Below are 22546 nucleotides of genomic sequence, written 5' to 3' on the forward strand. Positions count from 1 at the left end.
GAGAGAGGACCTCGTACCCATGACAGCCCTGCGCACCGCCGCATCCCCCGGTTCCGCGACGTGGCGGCTCATCAAGACCGAGAGCACGTTGTGCGTCCGGGACAAGGTCGGCCCCCTGTGGGGGATCGGCTTCCCGCTGCTCCTGTTGATCATCCTCGGCAGCATCCCCGATCTGCGGGAGCAGGTGGAGGGCGGCGGCGGCCTGACGTACTTCGACCTCTACGTCCCTGTTCTGGTCCTGTTCAATCTGGCCATCCTGGCCACGGCCTCCCTGCCGGTCGCGCTCGCTGGATACCGCGAGTCAGGCGTGCTGCGGCGGATGCGGACCACGCCGGTCGGGCCGGCCCGCGTGCTCGCCGGCCAGCTCGTGGCCAACTTCGCCATCGCGGTCGTCGCGACGGTCCTGTTCCTCGCGGTGGCCTGGGCAGGCTTCGGCGTCGATCTGCCGGAGCACCTTCCCGGCTTCGCCCTCGCCTGGCTGCTCGCGGCGGCCGCGCTGCTCGCGCTCGGCCTGCTGGTCTCCGCGCTCGCGCCGGGGCGCGGCCCGGCCACGGCGATCGGCACGGTGCTGTTCTTCCCGATGATGTTCTTCGCCGGACTCTGGGTGCCGATCTCGCAGATGCCGCCGCTGCTGCGGGAGATCGCCCACTACACCCCGCTCGGCGCGGGCATGGGGGCGTTCCAGGACGCGTACCAGGGTCACTTCCCGTCGGCCGTGCCGCTGCTGACCCTGGCGGCCTACGCGGTGGTGTGCGCGTTCGCCGCGATCCGCTGGTTCCGCTGGGAGTAGACGCCGGGAACAGACGCCGGGGGTCGACAATGGAAGCCGGGAAGAGCATGCCGCGGGGAGAGGAAGCCTTGAGCGGGAAGACTGCGCCACAGCCGCCGTTCCTTCTGGTCACCGTGGTGCCCTACGCGCTGCTGGGGCTCCTCGTGGTGATCCTGCTGATCGTGGAGGACTGGGCGGGCGGCGCCTTGCTCGTCGACCTCGGCCTGTGCGCCCTGGCGGCCGCGTGGATGCTCGGCATGTTCACCCTGCGTCCCGGCTGGTGGGACCGGCCGGGGATCATGGGGGTGTTCGTCGCCGGACTACTTGTGATCACCACGGTCCTGGTGGCCCGTCACCCTCTTTTCGGGCTCTTCACCCCTGCCGCCTACATCTACTCCTTCGCGGTACTGCGCTGGCCGTGGCGGCTGCTGGGCGTGGCCGCCGCGGCGGTCCCGGCCGGCCTGGCGCAGGCGTCCGGCATCCCCAGGACGGAGGTCCTCGGCCTGACGATGCACGTGACCATCGTCGCCTTCAACATGGCCCTGATGTGCGCGTGCGCCTGGGTCCTGCGGATCGCCGAGAAGGAGGAGGAGCGGCGCGAGCAGACCGTGGAAGAGCTCAGTCTGACGAACCGGCTGCTGGAGGCGTCGCTCGCCGAGAACGCCGGCCTGCATGCCCAGCTGCTCGCCCAGGCCAGGGAGGCGGGCGTGCTCGACGAGCGCCAGCGGATGGCCCGCGAGATCCACGACACCCTGGCGCAGGGGCTCACCGGCATCATCGCGCAGCTCCAGGCGGCCGAGCAGATGCACGAGGTCCCGGCGCCGTGGCGCAGGCCCTTCGACGCCGTCAAGAACCTGGCGGGGGAGAGCCTGGCCGAGGCGCGGCGCTCGGTCGACGCCCTCAGGCCCGAGCCGCTGCGGACCGCGCGCCTGAGCGACGCGCTCGCCGACGTCGCCGACCGGTGGTCGAAGCTGCACGGGCTCGCCGTTCAGGTCACGACGACCGGTACGGTGCGGCCGATGACCCCGGAGGCCGAGTTCACGCTGCTGCGCACGGCACAGGAGGCCCTGGCGAACGTGGCCAGGCACGCGCACGCGACCAGGGTGGGAGTGACGCTGTCCTACCTGGAGCACGAGGTCGCGTTGGACGTACGTGACGACGGCGTGGGCTTCGATCCCGCCGGTCTCGACGCCGGCCCGGCCACGACCGGCGGGTCACAGGCGGCGTCCCGCGGCGGCGGATTAGGCCTGACCATCATGCGTCAGCGGGTTGAAGCACTGTCCGGATCTCTGCGGATCGAGTCCGATCCCGGCGCCGGCACCGGGATCTCGGCCTGCCTTCCCACCCTGCCGTCCGGGAGCCACCCATGACCGACCACCCGATCCGATTGGTGATCGCGGACGACCATCCCGTCGTCAGAGACGGGCTGAGCAGCATGTTCGCCTCCGCGCCCGGATTCGAGGTCCTGGGCGAGGCCGCGGACGGCGCCACAGCCGTACGACTCGCCCAGGAGCTCCGGCCCGATGTGATCCTCATGGACCTGCGCATGCCGGGCATGGACGGGCTGACCGCGATCACCGAGCTGGCCAGGCTCGGCGTCACCGCGCGCGTGCTGGTTCTGACGACCTACGACACCGACAGCCACGTCCTTCCGGCGATCGAGGCGGGCGCGACCGGCTACCTGCTCAAGGACTCTCCCCGGGAGGAACTGCTGCGAGGCGCCCGGGCCGCCGCCAAGGGCGAGAGTGTGCTGTCCCCTTCGGTGGCGGCGCGGCTGCTGAACCGGGTCAGGACACCCGCGCCGCAGCCGCTCAGCCGCGGGAGCTGGAGGTCCTCGAACTCGTGGCGGCCGGCAACACCAACCGTGAGGCCGCCGCCCGGCTGTTCATCACCGAGGCCACGGTCAAGAGCCACCTGCTGAACATCTACGCCAAGCTCGGCGTGGGGGACCGCGCCGCGGCCGTCACGGAGGCGTTCCACCGAGGGCTGCTCGTCCCCCGAACCCCCGGCCAGTCCTGAACGGGCGTCCCGTTCTAGTGGCGGAGAGTCTTTTCAGAGTGTGTGAATGGCAACTGTCCCGATCAGCTCATGTCGGGTTGAATCCGCCCGGGCGGCATGTCGTCAGGGACCGAAGCTCCAGACGTTGCCGATCGGGCGCCCGCCGCGTCGCAGGACAGTGCCGAGCAGCGCGGTCAGTTCTTCGTCCACGTGCGCCAGGAGTTCCTCGCCGAACACGCACAGGGAGGCTTCGCGCCAGTTGCCGAATGTGCCCATCCTGAGGTCCTCGGTGACCTGAATGACGTGTTCATCGACGAGGTAGGCGTAACTTGCCCAGCGCGGCTCACCTAGCCCACCGGCACGGAGCGGATCTGTGCGGGACCCGCTGATGTGCCACTTGAGACGGTAGAGCCGATCCCCAGGTTGAGCGCTGGCGCGTATGCCACGCTTGATGACCTCCTCCACCTGGGTCAGCAAGGGATCGTTCGAGCGCTCAACGGTGGCGAGATGCCAGGTGGCGGAGTCTGGAGGTTCGATGATGCCGCGATCGGCGGTCTCATAGGTCACCTCGAACCGGGTCTCGAACCGCTTCCAGATCTCGTCGTGCTCGGGGTCGGACAGGAGTTGCTTCGTGGCACGGTCAGTGGCCGGCTCGCCTGCGGGCGCCCAGCGGTAGGTGCTCACCTGGGCGATCTCATGGAAGCCCGTGGCGACATAAGCGGGCACCAGCGAGTCGGGCGCTTCGGCTACGAGATATCGCGGCGTACGGGGCCGGAACACGCGTAGACCACGCCATTCGGCCCAGGCGGCCGCGGCTTGGAGCAGTTCACGGCGGGGGCCGGTGATGCCTCCGATGGCTGCGAAGTCGGTGCCGCCCACGCGTTCGATCCAGAGCGCGTCCAGGATCCGCCCGTCGTGCTCCAGCACCAGGATCTCCATCTCCGATCCCGTCCCGCGGGCCATTCCGTCGGCCTCCATCTCGGAGAGCGGCCGTCGTTGTTCAGGTGCGTCCGCGGCCCTACTGAGCAGTCGCTCACGTTCTCCGGAGAGACGGTGCCGTACCCGCATGCCCGGCCGGAGGACTTCGGGCGACGGGACGTCCGCGATGTCAGCCACGAGAAGGGAGCGCTCCGGCCCCGGGATGAAACCCGCGGCCCGCAGCGACTCGCCGAGCAGCGGGGAATCGTGAGCGTAAACCTTCCACTCGATCGGCTCGTGGCGCGCCGCGAAGAGGTCCTGCTGCCGACGGATCACCTCCGCCAGGTCGTCGCCGGCCGGATCGGTGTGGTCGACGGTTCCGTGGGTGCCATAGTGAGTGCGAACCAGCGACCCGTCCCGCTCGACGACGGCTCCCCATGGCACGTCCTGCGGAACTAGGCCTCGTAACTGGCTTTCAAAGACAGACAGCAGCATCTCAGGCACTTCGGCCACGTCATCCACCCCTACTCAGTCCTGATCAGCCCATATGCCGCAGCCGGCACGCCTCAACTGATGATGGCCCTATGACCCTTCTCGTGCGGCGGCCGTCTGGACTCGGGCTACCTCTTGAAGCAGAGCGCCGTGCAGATCAAGCCGCATGGACGCGTGACTGATCGCGTCGGCGATGAGTTTTGTGGCCAGCAGATCGCTTGGGAAGCATGCGCTCGACTGTGTAGGTGTCACACTCTCCCTCATCTGGCTGGGTGTAGGACTCCCACCAGGCAGGGCCTGCGATATAGGCCAAGGCGGCCTTCTCATCCAGCTGAACCTCATAGTCATCGCCTAGGACCTGCGTCATCGCCTCCAAGAACTCGGCGTGAGGAGCTTCGTCAGCCAGCATCGACAGGGCGCCATCGAGGTCGCCTGTCTTGATGATCTCTTCACGCATGAGGGTTACCTCCTCGAGTGATCGGGTTTGAATCCTGCAGGAGTCAAGGCACCCATGTCCACGAGCTGGGGTAATTCAGATCCTGGGCTCTCGACGGCCTGGCTGTTCACGACAGGAGCCGGCCGAGCTGGGTTAGGCGGCGGGACAAGTTGGTGGGGTGGAGGGGCTGGCCGGGGCGACGGCCGGGGAATAGCCAGGTTCCGTCGTGGAGGTGGCGAGCGGTGCCATCGCTGCGCGGTGTGGGAAGTTGGTTGATCAGGTCGGCGAGCGGACCGGGAAGAACGACGTTCGTGGCACCGAGGCTGAGCTCGGTCCGTCCGTCGTCGCGATGGTGGATATGGCTGCGGGTGAGTCGGGCGATCCGGCTAACCTGCTGAGCGAGCAGCAGGACCAGAGGCCGGCGACCCGGTCGGCGGTCGGGAGAGTGTCTTCGGTCAGCAGGCGTCGTGCTTGCGCCCATCGGTGGTCGTCCGGGGTGAACTGGGACGGCTCGGTGTTGATCCTGATGGGGATGTCCAGGGGCGGCAGGTTTCTGGTCTTGATGGCCCAAGACCAGAAACTGCGAGTGCTGTTCGCGAGCCGAGGACTGGCAAGCCAGGCGTCCAGGTCGATCTGTCGACAGGTGGCCAGGGTGCGGCCTCGGCGGCGCAAGTGGGCGAGGAGGCGACTGCTGGCGGCGAGTTCGGCGCGTGCCCGGTAGGCCGCTCCAGGCTGGAGTGCGGAGCCGCTGAGGTGTCTGCGGAGGCGTCGCAGCAGATGGGTGCGCGCGAACAGAGCAACGATCGTCCTGTCGTCAGGGTGAGCAGAGGCCGCAATAGTGCGGGCGAAGGCTTCCAGCCGGACTAGGTGCTCGTCGCGGGCGGGGAGGGCATGGGCGGCGACGAGCAGCGCGCGCAGGTGATCGATCGATCGGCTGGAGCCGTGCTGGTCCAGGGTGGCATGGGTGAGCGAGGCGCGTCCGGCGGCGATCTCCGCTAGGACGTCATGGGCTCGGCTGCGGCCTAAGTTGGAGAGGGCAGCCTGGGCGTTGTTCGTCGCGAGAATGGCCTCTCGCAGCGGCATCAGTGTCCCTGCGATGCTCCCGTCAGGCCCCGTGAGCAGGGCGTCCACGTGATCGGCGAGCATGCAACCGAAGCACGCCGGAGCATCACCGATGCCGGTGTGCCGACCACGGTCGCGCCGACCACAGATCGCGCAGGACACCCCGGGTGCCTGATACATCAGATGCGACATGCTCGCATCTGATGCGAGATCCCGTCCGGCGAACCGAGAAAGTGGCAGGCAGGTGGCCACGCACCAAAACACAGGACGACCTCGACGGACGCCACCTTCACAGGGCGACGACCAGCTCAAACGCCTTCTTCAAGGGGGCGAATAGCTCATCAGATGCTATTCGTCCCCCTATCAGTGCATCGAGATGTGGACGTGGTCGAAGTGGTTCTCGGTGATGCTGCCGCGGTTGGACATGCCGCTCCAGCCCGAGCCGTGGTTGATGCGCTGTTTCCAGATGACGTACTTCACGCCCAGCTTGGCCCGGTTGGTGATGGCCCACTCGGCGATGCGGTCGCCCAGCGTCGCATGGGTGGCCGTCGGCATCGAGCCGCCCGTGCTCATCATGAAGTCGCAGGCCCGCCCCAGCGGATGCTCGCCGCTCGATCCGGCGCGGAAGCAGCCCACGCTGAACGGCAGCGCGAAGTTCTTCGCGATCTCCGTCTTCATCAGGCGGGTGCGCGGCGTGATGTTGTCGGAGCCCGACGGGAGCTGCGGCGCCCAGCTGCCGTCGGAACGGCGGCCGGTGGCGAACGGCACCAGATCTTCCAGTCTCTTCTGGATGTCCTCGATGACGCCCTCGGCCTCCTCGCGCTGGTCCACCACGTCGGCGGCGTCGGCCTCGATCTTCGCGGCCAGCTTGGCGGCGTCGTCGACCGCCTTCTTCTTCTCGTCGCGGGCTCCGGCCACCTTGTCGACCAGCGCCTGCTGCTCGGCCGTGAGCTGCTCCAGCAGGGCCGCGCCGCGGCCGTCGGGCAGCGTCAGCAGGGTGGGCAGCTGCATGCCGCCATTCTGGTACTGCAGCAGAGCCAGCTCGGCGACCCGCTGCTCGGCCTCCGACAGCTCCGCCTCGGCCGTGGCCAGCCGCTTCTCGGCGGCCTTGGCCGCCTTGCGGGCGTCGGCCAGCTCGACGCGCTTGAGGTTGTAGCGCTCGATCAGGCCGTCGACCTTCGCGTTGAGCTGCTTCAACTCCTTGCGCAGCTCCTGCTCCGTCGGCTTGGGGTCCGCCGCCGCGGGCGCGGCCGTGAGCGAGGCCAGCGTCACCGTGGTCAGGACAGGAGCGAAGGCCACCGCCGCGGCGGTGACGAAACCGATGGCTTGGTGCGCGGGGGACGCTGCCGCCACGTACTGGGTCCTCTCCCTCTTGCCTACCGGGTTAGCTGACGGGTTCGGGCACGGGAGCGTTGCCCTACCACCGAAGTGGATTCACCCCAGGTGCGTTGGGTCCCCGGCTCCCGGGCGCTCGCCCGGGATTAGGCGTTCACACGGCGTTACGGCCGTGCTCGAAGGCATATTAATGGTAGATCACGAGTAATGCGAGCCAAACGGAAATCTCTTAGTGATCTACTTGTGATCGAAGCATGAGTGCCGCCTCCTCGGGGAGCACGTCGTTGACGAACGCGCCCATGGCGGACTCCGACCCCGCCAGATACTTCAGCTTCCCGGGCGCCCGCCGGATGCTGAACAGCTCCAGATGCAGGTAGGCCAGCTCGCGGTCCTGCCGGACCGGCGCCTGGTGCCAGGCCGAGATGTACGGCATCGGCACCCCGAACAGCCCGTCCAGGGCCCGCAGCACCGAGGTGTAGAGCGGCGCGAAGGCCGCCCGCTCGTCCCCGGTGAGCGCGGCCAGGTCGGCCGCCTGCCGGTGCGGGTAGAGGTGCACCTCGAAGGGCCAGCGCGCGGCCGCCGGCACGAACGCCGTCCACAGCTCGTTGGCCGCGACCACCCGGACCCCGGCCTCCCGCTCGGCCGCCAGCACGTCGGCGAAGAGGTTGCGTCCGGGCCGCCGCTCCGCGTAGCGCCGGGCCGCGCCGAGCTGCAGCCTGGTGCGGGGCGTCACGTACGGGTACGCGTAGATCTGCCCATGGGGGTGGAACAGCGTGATGCCGATCTCCTCGCCCCGGTTCTCGAAGCAGAAGACCTGCTCCACGCCCTCCAGGGCGGACAGCTCGGCCGTACGGTCGGCCCAGGCCTCCATCACCAGCTCCACCCGGTCGTCGGAGAGCTGGGAGAACGAGGAGTCGTGCTGGGAGGTGAAACACATCACCTCGCACCGCCCCACGCCGGGCCGGACCTCGCTCAGCCCTCCGGCATCCTGATATGTCCCAAAATTTCCGGAGAAGGAGGGGAAGCGGTTCTCGAACACGACCACGTCGTAGTCGTACGCCGGGATCTCCGACGCCCGCGTCTCGGACGACGGGCAGAGCGGGCACTCGTGGGCAGGCGGCAGGAACGTCCGGGTCTGCCGGTGGCCCGCCATCGCGATCCACTCCTCGGTCAGCGGGTCGTAGCGCAGCTCCGACGCCACCGGCCGCGGGTCGAGCGGCCGCCGGTCGACGGCGCCGCGGTCGGCCCCGTCGCCCCGGTCGAAGTAGATGAGCTCCCGGCCGTCGGCCAGATGGGTGATGGTGCGCTTCACGCCGCCCCCTCCGCGATGATCAACTCCCCGGCCCTGTCGGCCAGTTCCCTGCGCGCCTCCTCCGGCAGCCCCGCGTCGCTGATGACCACGTCGGCCTCCGACAGCTCGGCGATGGTGCTGATGCCGACGGTGTTCCACTTGGTGTGGTCGGCCGGCACCACGAGCCGGTGCGCGGCGCCGATGAGCTCGCGGTCCGTCTCGGACTCCAGCAGGTTGGGCGTGGTGAACCCGGCGCGCACGCTCATGCCGTGCACGCCCAGGAAGAGCGTGTCGACGTGCAGGTGCCGGATCGCCGCCACCGCGACGGGGCCGACGAGCGCGTCGGAGGGGGTCCGCACGCCGCCGGTGAGCACGACCGTGCGGTCGGCGCGGGCGTTGCGGTGGAAGACGTCGGCGACGGGGACCGAATTGGTGATCACGGTCAGCTCGGGCACGCCGATGAGATGATGGGCCAGCGCCCACGTGGTGGTGCCGGCGGACAGGGCCACCGCGGTGCCGGGGCGCACGAGCCGGGCGGCGCGGCGCGCGATGGCCTCCTTCTCCTGCTGCTGGCGGGCCGACTTGGCGGTGAAGCCCGGCTCCTCGGTGGAACCGGGGCCGATGGCGGTCGCGCCGCCGTGGACCTTCTCCAGCAGCCCGCGCTCGGCGAGCACCTCCAGGTCCCGGCGGATGGTCATGTCGGAGACGCCGAGCTCGCGCACGAGGTCGGCCACCCGGACCCCGCCCTTGCTGCGCACGCGTTCGAGGATCGCCTGCTGGCGCTGCTGTGCGAGCACGCCCCCGCTCCTTCCAACAGATTCCACCAAATTATGACACGAATATGTTGGGGATTGTGAGATTGGTGGATGACCCGCCGCACGCTGACGACCCGCCGCGGCGGGCCACCCGTCACGCCGGCAGGCCGCTCAGCGCCTCGTCGATGCGCTCCTGCGGCAGCGTGAAGTCCTCCATCTCACCCGACAGGTAGCGCTCGTAGGCCGCCAGGTCGAAGTGGCCGTGCCCGCACAGCGCGGTCAGGATCACCTTCTCCTCCCCGCTCTCCTTGCAGCGCAGCGCCTCCGCGATCGTCTCGGCCAGCGCGTGCGTCGGCTCGGGGGCGGGCAGAATGCCCTCGGTCCTGGCGAAACGCACCCCCGCCTCGAAGCACTCCGTCTGCGAGCGGGTGACCGCCTCGAACATGCCCAGCTCGTACATGTGCGACAGCAGCGGCGACATGCCGTGATAGCGCAGCCCGCCCGCGTGGATCGGGTCCGGCACGAAGTCGTGGCCCAGGGTGTGCATCTTCATCAGCGGCGTCAGGCCCGCCGTGTCGCCGAAGTCGTAGGCGTAGCGGCCCCGGGTGAAGGACGGGCACGCGGCCGGCTCGACGGCCCTGATGACCGGGTCGATCTCCCCGGCCAGCTTCAGGCGCAGGAACGGGAAGACCAGGCCCGCGAAGTTCGAGCCGCCGCCGGTGCAGCCGACGATGACGTCCGGCATCTCCTCCAGCTGCGCCAGCGCCTCCTCGCCGATCACCGTCTGGTGCATGAGCACGTGGTTGAGCACGGACCCGAGCGCGTACCGGGTGTCGCCTGCCGACGCGGCGGCCTCCACCGCCTCGCTGATCGCGATGCCCAGGCTGCCGGGGGAGTCGGGGTGCTCGGCCAGCACCTTGCTGCCCGACTGCGTAACGGTGGACGGGCTCGCGTGCACGCTCGCCCCGTAGACGCGCATCAGCGCCGAACGGTACGGCTTCTGGTCGTAGGAGGCGCGGACCATCCAGATCTCGCACTCCAGGCCGAACTGGGCGCAGGCGAAGGCCAGCGAGCTGCCCCACTGCCCGGCGCCCGTCTCGGTGGTGAGCCTGCGCACGCCCTCCCGGGCGTTGTAGTACGCCTGCGGGACGGCGGTGTTCGGCTTGTGGGAGCCGGCCGGGGAGACGCCCTCGTACTTGTAGTAGATGCGCGCCGGGGTGCCCAGCGACCTCTCCAGGTTGCGGGCGCGCATCAGCGGGGTCGGACGCCACAGCCGGTAGACGTCCAGCACCTCCTGCGGGATGGGGACGAACCGCTCCTGGCTGACCTCCTGACGGATGAGCTCCATCGGGAACAGCGGCGCCAGGTCATCGGGACCGATCGGCTCCCTCGTCGCCGGGTGCAGCGGCGGAGGCGGCGGGACGGGCAGATCGGGAACGATGTTGTACCAGTTGCTCGGGATCATTGCTCCAGTCTGCTCCCGCCGCCGGTCAGGAATCCAGCACCGTCAGGCGCCGCGCTCGGCCGCCACCTGGCGGCGCACCTCCGGCACGATCTCCTCGGCGAACCTGGCCAGCTGCTCCCGCTGATCGCCCTCAGGCCACAGGATGAACGTGTCCATCCCGTACCCCACCGCCAGGTCCGTCAGCTCGTCCACCCACTGCCCGGCCGGCCCCTTGAGGAAGCCCTCGCTCGGGCCGTCGGTGATGGTGCCGTTGACGTTGTAGAGCCTGCGCACGTCCCGCGGCCGCCGCCCGGCCTTCTCCGCGCCCTCGTCGACCCGCGCCTGCAGCTCCGGCAGCCGCTCTGGCGGTGCCCACGACGAGGACGGCAGCCAGCCGTCGGCCACCCTGCCGGTGAGCGCCAGCGCCCGCGGCCCGCCGACGCCGAGCCAGATCTCCATCGGGTGCGCCGGCCTGGGCCCGGCCTGCGCGCCCGCCAGCCGGTAGTGCTCGCCGTCGAAGCGCCGGTTGCGCTCGCCGCTCCAGATCTCCCTGACGACCGAGACGGCCTCCTCCAGCGCGCCGATCGCCTGCCCCGGCGTGCGCCGCGTCTCCCCGTACGCCTCGATCGCGTCCCAGAACGTCCCGGCGCCCAGCCCCAGCTCCACCCGGCCGCCGCTGAGCAGGTCGAGGCTGGCCGCCGCCTTGGCGAGCACCGCCGGCCGGCGCATCGGCAGGCTCGCCACGTCGGGGAACACCCGCACCCGCTCGGTCGCGGTGGCGATCACACTCAGCAGCGTCCACGTCTCGACGTAACGCCGCTGATAGGGGTGATCCTGCACGCCGATCAGCTCCAGCCCCAGCCGGTCGGCCAGTCGCGCGTACTCGACCAGCGGATCGTCGGCGTTCGGCACCAGGAAGTAGCCGAACTCCAGCGGGCGCCCGTAATCCCTCATGACCGGACATCTACCCGCGATCCGCTCAGTACGCGACCTTCACCGCGAGCCGGGCCGGGTGATCCGCCCTCACCACCACGTCGGCGACCTCCTGCGGCCGGGCCTCGCGCTCGTACCGCTCGTACGCCGGCAACCGCCAGCGCTCCTCCACGGGCGTGCGGCGCTCCAGCGCGCCCGGCGAGAGCCACACGTGCACGGCCAGCTCGACCGGCAGTCCCCGGCCCAGCAGCAGCGTGCCGTCGAGCAGCAGCACCCCGCCCGCAGGCAGCGTCCGGTACGGCACCCGGTAGGCCCGGTCGGCCCCGCTGTCCCACAGCGCGGGCAGCACCTTCCCCGACCGCCCAGGACCCAGCGGCTCCAGCACCTCGCGCAGCAGCGCCCCGGTGTCGAGCCACTCGTCGTAGAACACGTCCGGATCCGTCCGCCCGAACTCCAGCCGCAGCGACGCGGGACGCAGGAAGTCGCCGGCGGACACCCGCAGCACCTCCCGGCCGCGCACCCGCAGCGGCGCCACCAGCCGATCGGCCAGCTCACCCGGCAGGGCCGCCGCCGCCCCGTCGACCGCCACCCGCACCCACGCCTCGCGCGGCCGGCCGGCGATCCTGTCGGCGAGCTCCTCGGCCAGCGCCTCGACGGAGATCGGTCGTACCCGCATCCCCCGAGCCTACGAGCCGCACCGCGACCGGGCGGCGGCGAACCGGTGTTGACCATCCGGACGGGGTCCGCCGCAGCGGCGGAACAGGTACGAGGAAGGCCCGGGTTCGGGAGAGTCTCCCCGGCCTGGGCCTTCGCTGGTGGAGCGGACGACGGGAATCGAACCCGCGTAGCTAGTTTGGAAGACTAGGGCTCTACCATTGAGCTACGTCCGCGCGAACCGGTCGAAGTCTGGTCTAGACTGCATCCGGTCGTCAGGGCGTAAGCGTACCGGAGTCCCGGAGCGCGCGCGTACCCGGCGCGGCGGGGCGTGGCGCAGCTTGGCAGCGCGCTTGCTTTGGGAGCAAGAAGTCGCAGGTTCAAATCCTGTCGCCCCGACTTGGTCGACCAGCAGGAAGCCACTCACCCGGATGGGGAGTGGCCTTCTGGTCGAGGTCTGGGCCGCTCGGAGACGCGGGCCCGATCAGCACGCGGCCTTCGCTCTCGCCCGGCCAGCCTGGGCCGGTCTTCTCGTCGCACACGCCGGGAAGGCCGCAGACCTTCTTCGCCATCTTTCCGGCCTGACCGGTGATCTCTTTCTTCGCTTCCGGGTCTCTGCCGTTGCTGGAGTAGAGGAACAGGGCGGCGCCTCGACGGCCGACCACCGCCAGGTCGTCGAACTGGGACAGACGCCTGCCGGCCGCGTCGTAGTCGTGACCCTCCACCGACAGAGCCTCGTCCCCGACGCGCAACGGCTTGCTCACGTAGCCGAACCGGTCGCGCTTCACCACGGCCGGCTTCGAGCACGTGGCCAGGTCGGCACGGAGCTTACGGAAGGCGGCCTGGGCGGATCCGGCGTTGCTGTACAGGACCAGTTGTTCGCCGGCGCTCGAGGGCGCGCTGCTCAGGTAGGTGATGGTGCGCATCGCCACCCGGCCGTCGCGGGGCTTCCCTTTTGAGCGGCAGGGGTTGACGTGGAGCTGCTGAGACAGGCTGTCGCTGATCGTCCACCACTCCTCGTCCCCGGCGACGGGTCCCTTGACGGCCGCGCGCTCGGTCAGCAGGAAGTTCTTGGGAATCCTGGGGGCGGTGGCGGCATGGGCGACCACGCTCGCTCCTGCCAGAACCGAGCCGATCGCCAACGCCACGGTCATCGTCCGTTTGATCATGAGTCATTAGATGTGCGGCCTTCCCGAAAGGTTCGCATCGCGTGCCCTGCCTCCGGCCGGTGGCGTCACCTCCGGCCGTCGTCCGGGTCACAGGCCGGACGCGTGCGGTTCGCCGCGTGCGGCAGAATGCCCGTGTGATACGCACTTCCTCCTTGGCCGCCGGCGCAGCCGCGGTGTTCGTGCTGGCCGCCTTCGTCTTCGACGGGCGGGGGCTGGTGGCGTTCTTCTGCGTGATGGCGCTGCTCTGCCTGGGCGCCTGGTTCTTCCTGGACCGCCGCGGGTCCTGAGACGCGCGGGAGGGTCAGGAGTCGGCGCGGAAGAGCGCCCAGACGGCCTTGCCGCCGCGCGCCAGCGGGTCCCAGCCCCAGCACTGGCTGTACGTCTCCACGATGTAGAGCCCGCGGCCGTTCTCGGAGATGAAGTCGGGCTCCTTGGGGCGCGGCACGTCGTCGCTGGGGTCGGCGACCGCCAGCAGCACGTGCGGTGCCACCCGCATCAGCAGCAGGGTGATCTCGCGTCGGCCTCGCGCGTACATGCCGTACCGCACGGCGTTCGTGACGAGTTCGGAGACCACGAGGGCGGCGTCGTCGCCCAGCTCGGACAGGCCCCAGCGGGCGAGGGTGGAGCGGGTGACGTCTCTTGCCGTCTTGACCGAGTCGGCCTGGAAGGGCAGGGGGCACGCCGTGGTGTAGGGCTTGGCCGAGGTGAGCAACTGGTCGAAGCCCACCTCACGGGTGATCTGGAGGCAGCCGGCAGTGGCCAGAGGGTCCTCCACCATCCCGCCACTACCTCCCGGTTTCCCGCCATGGTTAGTGCATGTTTAGCCCAGAATGCACTAAGCCATCATGGGTCACGACGGGGTGTCGCTGCAAGACCCGAATGCACGTGCATGTGCAAGGTACGAGGGGCTGCGGTCATTCGATGCCGGATCCGAATCGGACACCAGGCTGAGACCTTGTCATACCCGGCGATGTGGTGTCACTGTGTGGTGCGGACCTTGATAGGAGGCAGAGTGACGCAGAACCAGCCGGGTTCCGGCCCTACGGCGCTGCGCATCCTTCTGGGATCTCAACTCCGCAAGCTCAGGGAGAGCAAGGGCGTCACCCGCGAGGAGGCGGGGCACCTCATCAGAGGCTCCGAATCCAAGATCAGCCGGATGGAGCTCGGCCGGGTCGGCTTCAAGGAGCGTGACGTCGCCGACCTGCTGACCCTGTACGGGGTGACCGACGACAAGGCGCGCGACGCCGTGCTCGATCTGGTGGCCACCGCCAACGAACCCGGCTGGTGGCACCGGTTCAACGACATCCTGCCCACCTGGTTCCAGGCGTACGTGGGCCTCGAGGAGGCCGCCACCCGGATCAGGACGTACGAGGTCCAGTTCGTCCCGGGCCTGCTGCAGACCAAGGAGTACGCGCGCGCGGTCGTCACCGCCGGATCGGCGGGGCTCAGCCCCGACGAGATCTCCCGGCGCGTCGACCTGCGGCTCGAACGCCAGCGGCTGTTCGACAAGCCCGACGGCCCGATCTTCTGGGCGGTCATCGACGAGGCCGCCCTGCGCCGGCCCATCGGCGGCGCCGAGGTCATGCGCGCGCAGATCGAGCACCTGATCGACCTGATGCGGCAGCCGAGCATCACGATCCAGGTCATGCCGTTCAGCTTCGGCGGTCACAGCGCCGAGGGCGGCGCGTTCGCCATCCTGCGCTTCCCGGACAACGACCTGCCCGACGTCGTCTACGTCGAGCAGCTCGCCAGCGCCCTCTACCTGGACAAGCGCGAGGACGTCGACCGCTACAGCGAGGTCATGGAGCGGCTGTGCGCCGTCAGTACCACGCCGGACGAGACGGTGGAGCTGCTGCGCGCCATCGCGGATGAGTTCTGAGAGTCGCCAGGTCTGCCCTAGACTGACCGTGGCGCTTGGATGCCGCCGTTGCGGAGCGTGCCCCAACGCCGATTATGTGGGCGCGGCGCGCGAGCCGTACCGAATGGACGCGCCCGCGATCACTCGAAGCTTGATCAAGGAGACCACCCCGTGAAGACCGCTGTCGAGGAGCTCAGCCCGACCCGGGTGAAGCTCACTGTCGAGGTGCCGTTCGAAGAGCTGCGCCCGAGCATGGATGCGGCGTACAAGAAGGTCGCGCAGCAGGTGCGGGTCCCCGGGTTCCGCCCTGGCAAGGTCCCTGCGCGCATCATCGAGCAGCGCTTCGGCCGGGCGGTCGTGCTGGAGGAGACCCTCAACGACGCGGTGCCCAAGCTCTACGGCCAGGCCGTCGACGAGGTCGACGTGTTCCCGGTCAGCCAGCCGGACATCGAGGTCACGAAGATCGACGACGGTGAGCAGATCGAGTTCACCGCCGAGGTCGACGTCCGTCCCAGCTTCGACGTGCCCGACTACCAGGGCGCCGAGATCACCGTCGACTCCGCCGAGGTCGCCGACGCCGACATCGAGGCCCAGCTCGACGCGCTGCGCCAGCGGTTCGCGACGCTGACCGGCGTCGAGCGCCCGGCCGCCACCGGCGACTACGTCGTGATGGACCTGCGGGCCGAGATCGACGGCGAGAACATCGAGGAGCAGCAGGCCAGCGAGGTCTCCTACGAGGTCGGCGCCGGCTCCGTGCTCCAGGGCCTCGACGACGCGCTCGTGGGCATGTCCGCGGACGAGGAGAAGAGCTTCCGCACCGAGCTCGTCGGCGGCGAGAACGCCGGCGACGAGGCCGACGTCATCATCACCGTCAAGTCGGTCAAGGAGAAGGTGCTGCCGGAGCTCGACGACGAGTTCGCGCAGCTCGCCAGCGAGTTCGACACGCTCGACGAGCTCAAGGAGAGCATCCGCGAGCAGGTCCGCCGCACCAAGCTCATCGACCAGGTCGTGCAGGCCCGCGACAAGGCGCTCGAAGCCCTCCTGGAGAAGATCGACATCCCGATCCCGGAGAGCGCGCTCAAGGCCGAGATCGACGCCCGCAAGCACAACCTCGAGCACCAGATCGCCGAGAGCGGCCTGAGCCGCGACGCCTACTTCCGTCTCTACCAGACGACGGAGGAGGAGCGCTTCGCCGAGTTCGAGACCGCCTCGGCCCGCGCCATCAAGGTCGGCTTCGTGCTCGACAAGATCGTCAAGGCCGAGGAGCTCGGCGTCAGCGAGCAGGAGCTGACCAACTTCGTGGTCCGCCGGGCCATGGAGATGGGCGTCCAGCCCAACCAGCTGGCCCAGCACCTCGCCGACAACGACCAGCTGACGCTGGCCATGGTCGAGATCGTCCGCGACAAGGCCAAGGCCGTTCTGGGCGACGCCGCCAAGGTCGTCGACACCGAGGGCGCCGAGGTCGACCTCAAGGCCATCTACACCGAGATCAACGGTGAAGAGGTCACCGAGGAGCCGGCCGAGGAGGCCGAAGAGCGGAAGGCCGAGGCGTAACCACGCCCCGTCACCGTCCGAAGCCCCCGTCCGGCCCGAATGCAGCGGGCCTGCCGGGGGCTTCGACCATGCCTGAAGGCATGCGCCGTCAGCGAACAGCCCGTGGACCGGGCATGACCTGTGTGCGGCGCGCGTTAGGGTCACAAGCAAAGCCCATCGATTACGACGCATCGGAAGGTGAAGCTGTGAGCAGCCCGCCGACCTTCTTCCAGCCTGAGTCGCGAGGCCGTGAAAACGGCTCGGCCTTCCGGCTTGAGGACCAGCTTTACCAGCGCCTGCTGCGTGAGCGGATCATCGTGCTCGGCCAGGAGGTCAACGACGAGATCGCCAACCGGATCTGCGCCGAGCTGCTGCTCCTGGCCGCCGACGACCCGGATCGCGACATCACTCTCTACATCAACTCGCCGGGCGGCTCCGTCAGCGCCGGCATGGCGATCTACGACATGATGGAATACGTGCCCAACGACGTCTCCACGGTCGTCATGGGCATGGCCGCCTCGATGGGGCAGTTCCTGCTGTCGGCGGGCGCCAGAGGCAAGCGCTACGCGCTGCCGCACGCCCGCGTCATGATGCACCAGCCCTCCGGCGGCATCGGCGGCACCGCGGCGGACATCGCCATCCAGGCCGAGCAGATGCTCTACGTGAAGAAGACGCTGGCCGAGCGTATCGCCGCCCACACGGGGCAGCCGCTGGAGGTCATCGAGCGCGACTCCGATCGCGACCGCTGGTTCACGGCCGACGAGGCCAAGGACTACGGCTTCATCGACCACGTCGTGCGCAGCGCTCGGCAGGTGCCCTCGCAGGGCCCGGTCTCCTAGGGGAGCTGAAAGTTGAACATCGAAAGCCGCTACGTTCTCCCCTCCTTCGTCGAACGCACGTCCTACGGCGTGAAGGAGATGAACCCGTACAACAAGCTCTTCGAGGACCGCATCATCTTCCTCGGGGTGCAGATCGACGACGCCTCGGCCAACGACGTGATGGCCCAGCTGCTGACGCTGGAGTCGCTCGATCCCGACCGTGACATCAGCATCTACATCAACTCGCCCGGCGGGTCGTTCACGGCCATGACGGCGATCTACGACACGATGCAGTTCGTCCGGCCCGAGATCCAGACCGTCTGCCTCGGCCAGGCCGCCTCGGCCGCGGCCGTGCTGCTGGCCGGCGGCACCCCGGGCAAGCGGTTCGCGCTGCCCAACGCGCGGATGCTGATCCACCAGCCGTCCACCGAGGGCGGCGGCCAGGGCAGCGACATCGAGATCCAGGCCAGAGAGATCCTCCGCATGCGCTCGCTCCTCGAGGAGATCGTGGCGCGGCATGCCGGACGGTCCGCCGCCGAGGTCCGGAAGGACATCGAACGCGACAAAATTCTCAACGCCGACGAGGCGAAGGCGTATGGTCTGATCGATGACATTATCCCGTCCAGGAAGAAGCGAGCTCAGCCCGTCGCTTCCTAGACGAGACGTGAGGCACCGGAGCGCTGCCCAAGAGGGCACGTTCCGGTGCGACTCGCCGCTAGGGGGCTCACTGAGGGCCCAGAAGACGGTAACGTCGAAACCTGAGCGGTTCGGACCGGGTCCGGAGGATACGGATCGCGGAGAGCAGGGCGGTCCCACGCAAAGGAGTATCTGGGGTGGCACGCATCGGCGACGGGGGAGACCTGCTGAAGTGCTCGTTCTGTGGAAAGAGCCAGAAGCAAGTCAAGAAGCTCATCGCCGGTCCAGGCGTCTACATCTGCGATGAGTGCATCGATCTCTGCAACGAGATCATCGAGGAGGAGCTCTCCGAGTCCTCCGAGCTCAAGTGGGACAACCTGCCCAAGCCGAGGGAGATCTTCGAGTTCCTCGACGCCTACGTCATCGGTCAGGACAAGGCGAAGAAGGCGCTCTCGGTGGCGGTCTACAACCACTACAAGCGGGTGCAGTCCGGTGACCGGGGCAGAGACGACGGTCTTGAGCTGTCCAAGAGCAACATCCTGCTGCTCGGCCCGACGGGCTCGGGCAAGACGTTGCTCGCGCAGACCCTGGCGAAGATGCTCAACGTGCCCTTCGCCATCGCGGACGCGACGGCCCTCACCGAGGCCGGCTACGTCGGCGAGGATGTCGAGAACATCCTGCTCAAGCTCATCCAGGCCGCCGACTACGACGTCAAGAAGGCCGAGACCGGCATCATCTACATCGACGAGGTCGACAAGATCGCCCGCAAGAGCGAGAACCCGTCGATCACGCGCGACGTCTCCGGCGAGGGCGTCCAGCAGGCGCTGCTGAAGATCCTCGAAGGCACCACGGCCTCGGTGCCGCCGCAGGGCGGCCGCAAGCATCCGCATCAGGAGTTCATCCAGATCGACACCACCAACGTGCTGTTCATCTGCGGTGGTGCGTTCGCCGGCCTCGAAAAGATCATCGAGTCGCGGATCGGCAAGAAGGGCATCGGCTTCAACGCCATCATCCGGTCCAAGGAAGAGGTCGACACGGCCGACATCTTCGCCGACGTGATGCCAGAGGACCTGCTGAAGTTCGGCATGATCCCCGAGTTCGTCGGCCGGTTGCCGGTCATCACCTCGGTGCACAACCTCGACCGTGAGGCCCTCATCCAGATCCTCACCGAGCCGCGCAACGCGCTCGTCAAGCAGTACCGCAAGCTGTTCGAGCTCGACGGCGTGGAGCTGGAGTTCACCGACGACGCCCTGGAGGCCATCGCCGACCAGGCCATCCTGCGCGGCACCGGCGCCCGCGGCCTGCGCGCGATCCTGGAGGAGGTGCTCCTGTCCGTGATGTACGAGGTGCCCTCCCGGCAGGACGTGGCCCGCGTCGTCATCACCCGCGAGTCGGTGCTGGAACACGCGATCCCGACTCTCGTACCCCGAGACCAGCTCGCCGCCAAGCAGCAGCGGACTCCACGAGAGAAGTCGGCCTGAGCCTCTCCGGCAAGGCCAGCGCCCCGTGGACACCCTCCATGGGGCGTTTCCCTTTCCCGTCTCCCTAGAATTGGTCACCGTGACAACGCCAGAGCTGCCCACCCAGTACACCCCGGCCGACGTCGAGACCCGCAGCTACGAGCGGTGGGTAGCCGAGGGCTATTTCCACGCCGACCCGGGCAGCCCGCGCACGCCTTACACCATCGTCCTGCCGCCGCCCAACGTGACCGGCTCGCTCCACATCGGCCACGCGCTCGACCACTCGATCCAGGACGCGCTGACCCGACGCGCCCGGATGCTCGGCCACGAGACGCTCTGGCTGCCAGGCATGGACCACGCCGGCATCGCCACTCAGAACGTGGTCGAACGGGAGCTCGCCAAGCAGGGCAGATCCCGTCATGACCTGGGCCGCGAGGCGTTCGTCGAGCGAGTCTGGGAGTGGAAGGAAGAGTCCGGCGGCAAGATCCTCGGCCAGATGCGCAAGCTCGGCGACGGCGTCGACTGGGCGCGCGAGCGTTTCACCATGGACGAGGGCCTGTCGCGGGCCGTCCTCACCATGTTCAAGAAGCTCTACGACGACGGGCTCGTCTACCGCGCGGAGCGCATCATCAACTGGTGCCCGCGCTGCCTCACCGCGCTGTCCGACATCGAGGTCGAGCACAGCGAGGACGAGGGCGAGCTCGTCTCGATCCGCTACTCCGACGAGATCGTGGTGGCCACCACCCGGGCCGAGACCATGCTCGGCGACACGGCCGTGGCCGTCCACCCCTCCGACGAGCGCTACGCGCACCTCATCGGCACCACCGTCGAGCTGCCGCTGACCGGCCGCCGCATCCCGGTCGTGGCCGACGAGCACGTCGACCCGGCGTTCGGCACCGGCGCGGTCAAGGTGACCCCGGCCCACGACCCCAACGACTTCGAGATCGGCCGGCGCCACTCGCTGCCGTCCATGACGGTCATGGACGAGCGCGGCGTCATCACCGCTCACGGGCCGTTCGAGGGGCTCGACCGGTTCGAGGCGCGCCCGGCCGTGGTGGCCGCGCTGCGCGCCGAGGGTCTCATCGTCGAGGAGAAGCGCCCGTACCTCCACTCGGTCGGCCACTGCTCGCGCTGCAAGACCGTCGTCGAGCCGCGGCTGTCCCTGCAGTGGTTCGTGAACGTGGGCCCGCTCGCCAAGGAGGCCGGCGACGCGGTCCGCGACGGCCGCACCAGCATCCACCCGCCGGAGATGGCCAAGCGCTACTTCGACTGGGTGGACGACATGCACGACTGGTGCATTTCCCGCCAGCTCTGGTGGGGCCACCGCATCCCGGTCTGGTACGGCCCCAACGGCGAGGTCGTCTGCGTCGGTCCCGACGAGACGCCGCCGGAGGGCTACGTCCAGGACCCCGACGTGCTCGACACGTGGTTCTCCTCCGGGCTGTGGCCGTTCTCCACCCTGGGCTGGCCCGAGCGCACGCCCGAGCTGGAGCGCTTCTACCCGACCTCCGTCCTGGTGACGGGCTACGACATCCTGTTCTTCTGGGTCGCCCGGATGATGATGTTCGGTCTGTACGCGATGGACGGCGAGCCGCCGTTCCGCGTCGTGGCCCTGCACGGCATGGTCCGCGACCAGTACGGCAAGAAGATGTCGAAGTCGTTCGGCAACGTCGTCGACCCGCTCGACTGGATCGAGCGCTTCGGCGCCGACGCCACCCGCTTCACGCTGCTGCGCGGCGCCAACCCCGGCGCCGACGTGGCCATCAGCGAGGAGTGGGCGGCCGGCTCGCGCAACTTCTGCAACAAGATCTGGAACGCGACCCGGTTCGCGCTGATGAACGGCGCCGCCGTGGGCTCGCTCGACGGCGCCGACCTCACGGCCGCCGACCGGTGGATCCTCTCCCGGCTGCAGAGCGTCATCACGGCGGCCGACGCGGCCCTGGACGGCTACGAGTTCGCCAAGGCCTCCGAGCTGCTCTACCACTTCGCCTGGGACGAGGTCTGCGACTGGTACCTGGAGCTGGCCAAGATCCAGCTGGGTGAGGGTCTCGACCACACCCGGCTGGTGCTGGGTCAGGTGCTCGACGCCCTGCTGCGCCTGCTCCACCCGCTGGTGCCGTTCGTCAGTGAGGAGTTGTGGCGCGCCCTGACCGGCGCCGAGTCCATCGTCGTCGCCCCCTGGCCCGAGGCCGACCCCCGCTACCGTGACGCGGCGGCGGAGGCCGAGATCGCCGCCCTGCAGGAGGTCGTCACGGAGGTCCGCAGGTTCCGCTCCGACCAGGGGCTCAAGCCGGGCCAGAAGGTGGCGGCCAGGCTGGGCCTGGCGGGCAGCCCGGTGGAGAGTCAGGAGCGGGCCATCCGCGCGCTGCTGCGCCTCACCGAGCCGGCGGAAACCTTCTCGGCGACGGCCCGCCTCACCGTCGGCGGCGTGACCGTGGAGATCGACACGGCCGGCGCCATCGACGTCGAGGCCGAGCGTAAGCGCCTGGAGAAGGACCTCGCCGCCGCCCGCAAGGAGGCCGCCCAGGCCGCAGGCAAGCTCGGCAACGAGCAGTTCATGGCCAAGGCCCCCGCCGAGGTCGTGACCAAGGTGCGGGCACGCGCCGACCAGGCCGCGGCCGACATCACGCGCCTCGAAGCACAGCTCGCCGCCCTGAAGGTTTGAGCCGTACGGACGAGGGAAGGCTCATTCGTTACCGGGAACGGGCCTTCCGACCGTTCGCAGGCTGCTACAGTTTCCTGCGCGGGGCGGTTCTCGCCCCGACACCCCTGGCGACAAGTCCGAGCTTCCGGTCTGGGTCCATGCGCGTCATTGGACACAGGCGAAAAGTTCGGGTAAGTTAGCAGGGTTGCCCCGGAAGGGGCGTCCGGATTCTACCGGAATCGGGTGGTTTGACAAGAATCATCCGGATCTGGTAAAATAAGGGTACGAAACGAATGAACGCCTCTTCGGCAGGGGCCCGCTGTGGATCTTGCCGGGATGTA

At 69.0% G+C, this 22546-nt stretch carries 20 protein-coding genes, 2 tRNA genes, 1 pseudogene and 1 riboswitch; of the genes and pseudogenes, 11 read left to right on the top strand and 12 right to left on the bottom strand.

What is annotated here, in order from left to right; genetic code table 11:
• Positions 1-19 precede the first annotated feature (19 nt).
• The 3 genes and pseudogenes from ACQEUU_RS35065 to ACQEUU_RS35075 all read left to right on the top strand — a co-directional run bounded on the left by ACQEUU_RS35065 (position 20) and on the right by ACQEUU_RS35075 (position 2788).
• Positions 20-790 (top strand): ABC transporter permease, encoded by a 771-nt coding sequence (locus ACQEUU_RS35065; RefSeq protein ID WP_433074340.1) that lies wholly within the window; start codon positions 20-22, stop codon positions 788-790.
• A gap of 68 nt (positions 791-858) precedes the next feature.
• Positions 859-2139: a sensor histidine kinase gene (locus ACQEUU_RS35070; protein ID WP_433074343.1), complete on the top strand. Its 1281-nt coding sequence runs from the start codon at positions 859-861 to the stop codon at positions 2137-2139.
• A pseudogene (locus ACQEUU_RS35075) lies at positions 2136-2788 on the top strand (response regulator). The gene ACQEUU_RS35070 and the pseudogene ACQEUU_RS35075 overlap by 4 nt, the downstream one beginning before the upstream one ends.
• Before the next feature lie 102 nt (positions 2789-2890).
• Here ACQEUU_RS35075 and ACQEUU_RS35080 read toward each other — a convergent pair.
• The 10 genes from ACQEUU_RS35080 to ACQEUU_RS35125 form a co-directional block, all read right to left on the bottom strand.
• On the bottom strand, positions 2891-4207 hold the full coding sequence (locus ACQEUU_RS35080; protein WP_433074346.1) for a DUF2716 domain-containing protein: 1317 nt from the start codon (positions 4205-4207) through the stop codon (positions 2891-2893).
• Positions 4208-4334: 127 nt separating this feature from the next.
• Complete coding sequence (locus ACQEUU_RS35085) at positions 4335-4634, bottom strand: hypothetical protein (RefSeq protein WP_433074349.1); 300 nt, start codon at positions 4632-4634, stop codon at positions 4335-4337.
• 255 nt (positions 4635-4889) lie between these two features.
• On the bottom strand, positions 4890-5867 hold the full coding sequence (locus ACQEUU_RS35090) for a hypothetical protein (RefSeq protein WP_433074352.1): 978 nt from the start codon (positions 5865-5867) through the stop codon (positions 4890-4892).
• A 171-nt stretch (positions 5868-6038) separates the two neighbouring features.
• Positions 6039-7028: a coiled-coil domain-containing protein gene (locus tag ACQEUU_RS35095; protein ID WP_433074355.1), complete on the bottom strand. Its 990-nt coding sequence runs from the start codon at positions 7026-7028 to the stop codon at positions 6039-6041.
• 5 nt (positions 7029-7033) lie between these two features.
• Positions 7034-7173, bottom strand: a riboswitch (cyclic di-AMP (ydaO/yuaA leader).
• 66 nt (positions 7174-7239) lie between these two features.
• Positions 7240-8322, bottom strand: coding sequence for a galactose-1-phosphate uridylyltransferase (gene galT, locus ACQEUU_RS35100; protein WP_433074358.1), 1083 nt, complete (start codon positions 8320-8322; stop codon positions 7240-7242).
• Positions 8319-9098: a DeoR/GlpR family DNA-binding transcription regulator gene (locus tag ACQEUU_RS35105; protein ID WP_433074360.1), complete on the bottom strand. Its 780-nt coding sequence runs from the start codon at positions 9096-9098 to the stop codon at positions 8319-8321. The genes galT and ACQEUU_RS35105 overlap by 4 nt, the downstream gene beginning before the upstream one ends.
• Positions 9099-9210: 112 nt before the next feature.
• Complete coding sequence (locus tag ACQEUU_RS35110; protein WP_433074363.1) at positions 9211-10521, bottom strand: TrpB-like pyridoxal phosphate-dependent enzyme; 1311 nt, start codon at positions 10519-10521, stop codon at positions 9211-9213.
• Positions 10522-10563: 42 nt separating this feature from the next.
• Positions 10564-11454, bottom strand: coding sequence for an LLM class flavin-dependent oxidoreductase (locus ACQEUU_RS35115; RefSeq protein WP_433074366.1), 891 nt, complete (start codon positions 11452-11454; stop codon positions 10564-10566).
• A 25-nt stretch (positions 11455-11479) separates the two neighbouring features.
• A complete protein-coding gene (locus tag ACQEUU_RS35120) occupies positions 11480-12109 on the bottom strand; it encodes a uridine kinase (RefSeq protein WP_433074369.1) in 630 nt (209 codons plus the stop codon).
• A 140-nt stretch (positions 12110-12249) separates the two neighbouring features.
• Positions 12250-12323 (bottom strand) — tRNA-Gly (locus ACQEUU_RS35125).
• Positions 12324-12412: 89 nt separating this feature from the next.
• Between ACQEUU_RS35125 and ACQEUU_RS35130 the strand changes: the two genes are divergently transcribed.
• Positions 12413-12486: transfer RNA gene (locus ACQEUU_RS35130), tRNA-Pro, on the top strand.
• On the opposite strand, the gene ACQEUU_RS35135 is transcribed toward ACQEUU_RS35130, so the two are convergent.
• On the bottom strand, positions 12468-13256 hold the full coding sequence (locus tag ACQEUU_RS35135; RefSeq protein WP_433074372.1) for a hypothetical protein: 789 nt from the start codon (positions 13254-13256) through the stop codon (positions 12468-12470). The genes ACQEUU_RS35130 and ACQEUU_RS35135 overlap by 19 nt on opposite strands.
• A 134-nt stretch (positions 13257-13390) precedes the next feature.
• Here ACQEUU_RS35135 and ACQEUU_RS35140 point away from each other — a divergent pair, with 134 nt between their 5' ends.
• On the top strand, positions 13391-13543 hold the full coding sequence (locus ACQEUU_RS35140) for a hypothetical protein (protein WP_270156602.1): 153 nt from the start codon (positions 13391-13393) through the stop codon (positions 13541-13543).
• A 14-nt stretch (positions 13544-13557) separates the two neighbouring features.
• Here ACQEUU_RS35140 and ACQEUU_RS35145 read toward each other — a convergent pair whose 3' ends face one another.
• The gene (locus ACQEUU_RS35145) at positions 13558-14034 is read right to left on the bottom strand and encodes an ATP-binding protein (RefSeq protein ID WP_433074375.1); all 477 of its coding nucleotides are present in this window, start codon (positions 14032-14034) and stop codon (positions 13558-13560) included.
• A gap of 234 nt (positions 14035-14268) precedes the next feature.
• Here ACQEUU_RS35145 and ACQEUU_RS35150 point away from each other — a divergent pair, with 234 nt between their 5' ends.
• From ACQEUU_RS35150 to ACQEUU_RS35175, 6 genes are all read left to right on the top strand, one after another.
• Positions 14269-15135 carry a helix-turn-helix domain-containing protein gene (locus ACQEUU_RS35150; protein ID WP_433074378.1) on the top strand — a complete coding sequence of 289 codons (867 nt, stop codon included), beginning with the start codon at positions 14269-14271 and terminating at the stop codon, positions 15133-15135.
• A 150-nt stretch (positions 15136-15285) separates the two neighbouring features.
• The gene (gene tig / locus ACQEUU_RS35155; RefSeq protein ID WP_433074381.1) at positions 15286-16668 is read left to right on the top strand and encodes a trigger factor; all 1383 of its coding nucleotides are present in this window, start codon (positions 15286-15288) and stop codon (positions 16666-16668) included.
• A 185-nt stretch (positions 16669-16853) separates the two neighbouring features.
• Complete coding sequence (locus tag ACQEUU_RS35160) at positions 16854-17486, top strand: ClpP family protease (RefSeq protein WP_433074384.1); 633 nt, start codon at positions 16854-16856, stop codon at positions 17484-17486.
• A 12-nt stretch (positions 17487-17498) separates the two neighbouring features.
• Positions 17499-18122, top strand: a complete 624-nt coding sequence (locus tag ACQEUU_RS35165; protein ID WP_270156607.1) for an ATP-dependent Clp protease proteolytic subunit — start codon at positions 17499-17501, stop codon at positions 18120-18122.
• Between the two features lie 176 nt (positions 18123-18298).
• The gene (gene clpX / locus ACQEUU_RS35170; protein ID WP_270156608.1) at positions 18299-19582 is read left to right on the top strand and encodes an ATP-dependent Clp protease ATP-binding subunit ClpX; all 1284 of its coding nucleotides are present in this window, start codon (positions 18299-18301) and stop codon (positions 19580-19582) included.
• A 70-nt stretch (positions 19583-19652) separates the two neighbouring features.
• Entirely contained in the window at positions 19653-22226 is a 2574-nt protein-coding gene (locus ACQEUU_RS35175) for a valine--tRNA ligase (RefSeq protein ID WP_433074389.1), read from the top strand.
• Positions 22227-22546: the final 320 nt, after the last annotated feature.

The organism is Nonomuraea sp. CA-218870, assembly GCF_050936535.1.
In the GTDB taxonomy this organism is placed as follows: Bacteria; Actinomycetota; Actinomycetes; order Streptosporangiales; family Streptosporangiaceae; genus Nonomuraea; species Nonomuraea corallina.